The organism is uncultured Campylobacter sp. (genome assembly GCF_938045225.1).
In the GTDB taxonomy this organism is placed as follows: Bacteria; Campylobacterota; Campylobacteria; order Campylobacterales; family Campylobacteraceae; genus Campylobacter_A.
Map to the genome: position 1 here is coordinate 1 of NZ_CALINL010000065.1, position 6252 is coordinate 6252.

General features: G+C 47.7%; 9 protein-coding genes. 4 read left to right on the forward strand and 5 right to left on the reverse strand.

Annotated features, from left to right (window positions below; genetic code table 11):
* From Q0200_RS02995 to Q0200_RS03015, 5 genes are all read right to left on the reverse strand, one after another.
* Positions 1-378, reverse strand: a 378-nt coding sequence (locus Q0200_RS02995; protein ID WP_297937541.1) for a uroporphyrinogen decarboxylase family protein, incomplete at its 3' end; no start/stop codon positions are given.
* A gap of 71 nt (positions 379-449) precedes the next feature.
* Positions 450-1571, reverse strand: a complete 1122-nt coding sequence (locus Q0200_RS03000) for a dicarboxylate/amino acid:cation symporter (protein WP_366118171.1) — start codon at positions 1569-1571, stop codon at positions 450-452.
* 272 nt (positions 1572-1843) lie between these two features.
* The gene (locus Q0200_RS03005; RefSeq protein WP_297937543.1) at positions 1844-2266 is read right to left on the reverse strand and encodes an Rrf2 family transcriptional regulator; all 423 of its coding nucleotides are present in this window, start codon (positions 2264-2266) and stop codon (positions 1844-1846) included.
* A gap of 81 nt (positions 2267-2347) precedes the next feature.
* Positions 2348-2983: an NAD(P)H-binding protein gene (locus tag Q0200_RS03010; protein WP_297937545.1), complete on the reverse strand. Its 636-nt coding sequence runs from the start codon at positions 2981-2983 to the stop codon at positions 2348-2350.
* 43 nt (positions 2984-3026) lie between these two features.
* Positions 3027-3401 carry a cupin domain-containing protein gene (locus Q0200_RS03015; RefSeq protein WP_297937547.1) on the reverse strand — a complete coding sequence of 125 codons (375 nt, stop codon included), beginning with the start codon at positions 3399-3401 and terminating at the stop codon, positions 3027-3029.
* A 162-nt stretch (positions 3402-3563) separates the two neighbouring features.
* Between Q0200_RS03015 and Q0200_RS03020 the strand changes: the two genes are divergently transcribed.
* The 4 genes from Q0200_RS03020 to Q0200_RS03035 form a co-directional block, all read left to right on the forward strand.
* On the forward strand, positions 3564-4439 hold the full coding sequence (locus Q0200_RS03020) for an ABC transporter six-transmembrane domain-containing protein (protein WP_297937549.1): 876 nt from the start codon (positions 3564-3566) through the stop codon (positions 4437-4439).
* A 52-nt stretch (positions 4440-4491) separates the two neighbouring features.
* Positions 4492-5448: a cation diffusion facilitator family transporter gene (locus tag Q0200_RS03025; RefSeq protein WP_297937551.1), complete on the forward strand. Its 957-nt coding sequence runs from the start codon at positions 4492-4494 to the stop codon at positions 5446-5448.
* 87 nt (positions 5449-5535) lie between these two features.
* Complete coding sequence (locus Q0200_RS03030; protein WP_297937554.1) at positions 5536-5919, forward strand: transporter; 384 nt, start codon at positions 5536-5538, stop codon at positions 5917-5919.
* A 135-nt stretch (positions 5920-6054) separates the two neighbouring features.
* The coding region (locus Q0200_RS03035) for a GTP-binding protein (protein WP_297937556.1) at positions 6055-6252 on the forward strand (198 nt) is incomplete at its 3' end.

Genomic DNA, 6252 nt, shown 5'->3' on the forward strand with positions numbered 1-6252 from the left:
TTTGCGGATGGAGCCGACGGCGTCAAAGACGTATTGCAGTTTTTCCATATCGGGAACTTGCAGCTTGGCAATGTCGGCTTCGTGTTGCAAGGCGCGTTCGAATTTCGGGCCTTCGCCTTCGGCAAAATACAGTCCCAAGCCCATTGCGTCGGGAACGGTCAGGATGTCGGAGAACAGAATCGCCGCATCCAAATCGAAGCGTTCTAAGGGCTGGATAGTGACTTCGGTCGCTAATTCGGTGTTTTTACACAAATCGAGGAAGCTGCCCGCTTTCGCGCGCGTGGCTTTGTATTCGGGCAGATAACGCCCCGCCTGACGCATCATCCAAACGGGCGTATAAGGCGTAGGTTTTTTTAAACAAGCGTCGATAAAAATCATATATTTCCTTTAAATTTTTAGCGATTTTATCTAAATATTTATTAAATTCTAATCCGCCCACTTGCTTTCGTCTAATTTTTTTCATTTTTGGCCACAACTAGCGCGCCCAGCATATCTCCCGTCACGTTCATCGACGTGCGCCCCATATCAAGGATCGCATCGATACCTAAAATCAACGCATACGCTGCGGCTACCGCGCTTCCGCCCTCGACTTTTAGACCGACTGATTCAAGCACCATCAAAAGCATTATCGCGCCAGCTCCAGGCACTCCGGCAGTTCCGACGGCGGCAAGGACGGCCGTTAGTATTATGGTCATTTTAGCCCCCGAGTCAAGCTCCACACCCACGGCGTTAGCGATAAACATCGCGCAGATACCAAGATATATGATCGTACCGTTCATATTTACGGTGGCGCCCACGGGAAGCGCAAAGCCGTAAATTTGCTTTGGGATACCCATATCTTCTTCAGCCGTTTTCATCGAGATAGGCAGCGTTCCGCCCGAGCTTCTGGTTACAAAAGCCGTTAGCATAGGCGATCGAACTTTTTTTAGAAATTTAAACGGATTGATTTTAACGATCAAGCAAATAAAGAAATAAACGACGAAAATTTGAGCCGCAAAGCCGATATACGCGCTAACCGTGACGCCAAGCAGCGGCCCGAAAGCCTTTACGCCTTGCTGCGAAAATACGATAAATATAAGAGCGAAAACGCCAAACGGCGCGTACTCCATGATCCATCTTATAACGTAAAACATGATATGGTTGATCCCGTCAAATACGTCGTAGATCAGATTTCCCAGCCTACTTAGCCTCTCGTCCTTGCTATCCTTTAAAAACGAAAGCGCGACGCCGAAAAATAAGCTAAAAGTTATGATTTGTAAAATTTCGCCCTTTGCAATAGCTTCAAAAGGGTTAGTGGGAAATAAATTTACGAGTATCGACGACATACTGGGCACATTTGCGGCTTTACCGGCTACGTCGCCGCTGCCGGTTATGTGCAGTCCGGCTCCCGGCTCCAAGATAAGCCCTACCGAAAGCCCGACTATGATGACAAAAAACGACGTCAATATGTAAAAAATCAGCACCTTTGCCCCCACTCTGCCAAGATCGGAAGGCGAGATGGAGCTACAGCCCACGATGAGCGAAGCCATAACGATAGGCACGATGATCATCTTAAGAAGTCTTATGAACACGTCGCCAAAAGGCTTTAGGATAACTATCGCGTCCTTTGCGTCTTAAAAAATAATGCCGCAAACGGCGCCCAAAATAAGTCCAGCTAAAATTTTTAGAAGCAAATTCGCCTCGAAATATTTCTGGACTATTCCGCGTCTAGCGTTTGGTTGCACGAAATCTCTTTTAAATTTAATCCGTGAATTATAAGTAAATTTTTCTTAAACTACAAACACTTCTGTTTTTTGAATTACGGATTAAATTTAAAGCGAGAAAAAATTAAAAGACGCAAATTTTAGTTTTTAGCCGCCAGTTCGTCTAGCAAATTTTGCAAATTTACGCCCGCCAAGCTATCAAACATCGCTTGCTGCGCGGAGGCAAATTTAGGCGTCAAAAGCGCCTCGATCCTGCCTCCTAGCGGACAAGGCGGCGGCGAGTTTTTGTGGATTTTAAAGATGTCGTTTTCGCCCTCGTTTACCGCCGAAAATATATCAAAAAGCGTGATTTGATCAGGCTTTTTAGCTAGGCTCGCCCCGCCCGTGCCCGCGCTTACGTTTATCAAATTTGCCGATTTTAAAAGCCTAATGATATTTCGCACGATGACGGGGTTCGTGCCGATCGTGCCTGCTAAAAATTCGCTCGTGTTTTTCTCGTCCTTAAAAAACTCGCAGCTAAGCAATATATGTATAGCGATGGAAAATTTTTGTCCTATTTGCATAACCGGCCTTGATTTAAATTTAAAAACCGTACGTTGGTTTCGTGCGGCATTATTTTAGCTAAATTACGCAAAATTTTAAGCTCACGCTCTCTCGCCGACTGCGGTAAAGCGTTTTTGCACGAAATTTCTATTTTTTAGCTCGTCAATGATCGCGATCGCAAGATCGGCGTAGCTGATGTAGCTCTCGTTTTGCGAGTTTAGTATGACGTGATCGTTACCGAGCACGTATTTGCCGGTGCGAGCTCCCTGATCGTCGTATTCGCCGGCCGGGCTTACGTAAGTCCAAAGCACATCGGTTCTACCTTTTAGCTCAAAAAACGACTCCGCCGTAGCCTTTGCGACGCCCATATATTCAGGCGGGAAGCCCGGCGTATCCATAGCCATAGTGCCTTTATCGTCCACGTATAGCGTACCCGCGCCGCCGATGACTAGCAGCCTCGTTTTAGTACCGCTAAGCGCGTCTGCGAGGTGTTTTGCTACCTTTTTATGAAGCGGGAACGTTTCGGGCATCCATGCCGCAAATGCGCTGATAACGGCGTCAAAGCCCGCTAGATCCGCCTTCGTTAGCTCAAAAATATCTTTATAGACTACTTTGACGTCGCCGTTTTTATACTCTTTGTTTCGCACGATAGCCGTGACGTCGTAGCCTTGTTTTAGGGCTTCATTTACTAAATTTATGCCCGTTTTGCCGTTTGCACCTATGATTACTATCTTCATTGTTTTTCATTTAAATTTAATTTGTTTTTATTGCCGCGTAAATTTACAGCCAGCTTGGCTTTACATCCTCGTTTATCACGCCGTCCTCCATCGTGTACTGCTCCAGGCTGCCGCGTTTGGTCTGGATACAGATAAACTTCATCCCCTGCGCGCCTGCCTTGAAGCATCTCTTGCCGTCTGGATCGATGCGGATCGCGTCGCCCTCGCTGACCGCCGTCTCCTCACCGTCGATGAATAGCGTACCGCCGCCTTTTAGCACCAAGTAAAGCTCCTCGTTTTGCTTGTGCGAATGCACGAAAGGCACGCTCACGTTTGCCGGAAGCTCGTTGATAGAGAGCTCACAGCCGCTTAAATTTAGAGCGTCTTTCAGCTCGACTCTCGGCGCATTTTTCGTTGAAACGATCTTGTAGTTTGACATCTTTGTCTCCTTAGATTTTTGTTGTAACTTTATATCTTACAACCGATGAGCGAAGTATAATAAAATTTTGTTGTAATGTCAAGAGTTACAGCAAAAATTCCAAAATTTGACGCGAGTTTTAAAAACAGCTAAAATCCGCGCGATTTTAAACAAAGGAATTTTATGCAAAATAGCGCATTTAAGACGCTAACGCTCATTGCAAAGAAAAATTTTAAAAAGCTGTTCTTGACGTTTAGCCTGGTTTTGGCGGAAAACGGGCTATTTCTCGTCTATCCCGTACTAGCCGGCATCGCCATAAACGCCATCGTAGCAGGCGATACGCTTTTGGCACTTAGCTACTCGTGCATGGTGTTCGTGGGCTGGGGGCTTGGCTCGATTAGGCGGCGCGTGGATACGCAGGTATTTACTAGGATATATGCAGGACTTGCCGTAAGCGTGATAATGAATGAAAAAAGAGCCTCAAAAGACGAAAGCGTCATAATCGCAAGGGCAAATTTATCTCGCGAATTCGTGGATTTTTTCGAGCAGCATTTTCCCGTGTTTTTTACCTCGGTCGTATCGATTTTCGGCTCGGCGATCATGCTTTTATTTATCGAGTTCTACGTAGGTTTGGCAGTTTTTGCCCTGCTCGCGGTTTTTGGAGTTTTGCTACCCAAATACATCGCCAAAAACGACCGCTTGTATCTCAAGCTAAACAACCAGCTAGAGCGCGAGGCAGGACGCATAAGTACAGGCGATGAGCGCACGCTAAAGCGCCACTACGACGTACTTTCAAAGCTTCGTATCCGCATATCAAACAGAGAGGCGATGAGCTTTTTTATCATCGGCGCGAGTGCGGCGGCGATTTTTAGCTTGGCGATATTTTTGCTATCACACAAGCAGGCAAACGCGGGCCACATCTACTCGGTGCTCACCTATCTTTGGACGTTTGCGATCAGCCTTGATGACGCGCCGAGACTGATAGAGGAGTTTAGCAAGCTAAAAGACATCGGCAAGCGCGTAGATGCCGGACTAGAAGGCGATATAGATAAAATTTAAGCGCTTTTTTGAGGTATAATTTAACTAAAATTTGCCCAAAAGCGAGGTCAAAATGCACGAAAATCACGCCCACTGTGCGCATTCGCACGCGTCAAACAAGGTCGTTTTGAGAAATTCCTTCCTTATAATCTCCGCTTTTATGCTGATCGAGGTCGCGGGCGGCTTCGCGACAAACTCGCTCGCCCTACTCTCAGACGCCGGACATATGCTATCAGACGCCGCGGCGCTCGGACTTTCGCTGCTTGCATTTAAATTCGGCGAACGTAAAGGCAATCTGCAAAAGACTTTCGGCTACAGGCGGATCGAAATTTTAGCCGCGACGATAAACGCCGTCACGCTCATCGTCATCGCCGTTTTTATCGTTATCGAAGCGACGCGACGCCTACAAAACCCGCCAGAAGTAGCCACCACGGGTATGCTCGCCATCAGCACGCTGGGGCTCGCCATCAACATCGTCGTGGCGCTATACATGCTACGCGGCGGCGACGTGAGAGAAAACGTCAATATGCGCGGCGCCTACCTACACGTACTTGGCGACGCTGCGGGCTCGGTGGGCGCTATCGCGGCAGCTGTGCTGATGATGTGCTTTGGCTGGGGCTGGGCGGACGCGGCAGCTAGCGTGCTCGTGGCCGTGCTCATCGTAAAAAGCGGCTGGGGCGTGCTAAAAGACAGCCTAAACATCCTGATGGAGGGCTCGCCAAAGGGCGTGAGCCTGGACGGACTCATCGCGCAGATCAGAGGCGTGGACGGAGTGCTCTCGGTGCACGACCTGCACGTCTGGAGCATAACAAGCGGCGCAAACGCGCTCACGGCTCACGTGGTGGTTAGCGGCGAGCTAAGCGTGCGCGAAGCTGAGCGGATCGTGGCCGAAATATCACACGAAATGGAGCATCTAGGCATCACGCACACGACGCTGCAGGTTGAGAGCAGCGAGAGCGAATGCGCCGACGAGCTAATCTGTGAAGTAAGATCAAACGACGCGGGCGGACATTTGGGGCATAGTCATTAAATTTGGGCGAAAATTTAGCGGGCAAATAAATCAAAATTTATACGCTATGCAAAATCTGAAAGAGCTAAAAAAGGTGGTAGTTTAGATATGAAAAAAGATGTATTAATCGTGCTTTTAGGCCTTCTTTGCGCCTTTGCGGGCGGTAGCTATATGGTTTCTCTCATCGCGTTAAATTTCGCGGTAGCCTTGGTTTGCGCCGCTTTTCCTTTTATGAAAAAGAATTATATATTTTTGTTACTGCTAGCGCTAAATTTGGCTTTGTATTTCAACGCTATCGACACTCCTTTTGAAAAGCCTGAGCTTTGGACGTATCATATACCCGCGCTTGCAAACGCGACATACGGCCTAAGCGCTCTAGTTTACGCCTCAGGGTTCGTAGCTTTTGCTCCACTGGCGGCGTATGTTTATTTTTTGTATTCGCTTTGCGTCGTTATTTGCGCCGTGCGCGAAAAACTTCAAAATTTACGTTAAATTTTACGAACCGAATACGCGTCAAATTTACTCCAAATCTCCCGCCTCAAGCCGCCACCCGTTTAACGAAAGCTAAATTTACTCTACTTTAACGAAAATTTTTATACAATCGCCCAAAATTTAACTAGGGATTTCATGAAAAACATCAGAAATTTTAGTATCATCGCTCACATCGACCACGGCAAATCAACCCTCGCAGACCGCCTCATCCAGGAGTGCGGCGCCGTAAGCGACCGCGAGATGAGCTCACAGATCATGGACACGATGGACATCGAAAAAGAGCGCGGCATCACGATCAAGGCTCAGTCTGTACGCCTAAACTACGCGCTCGGC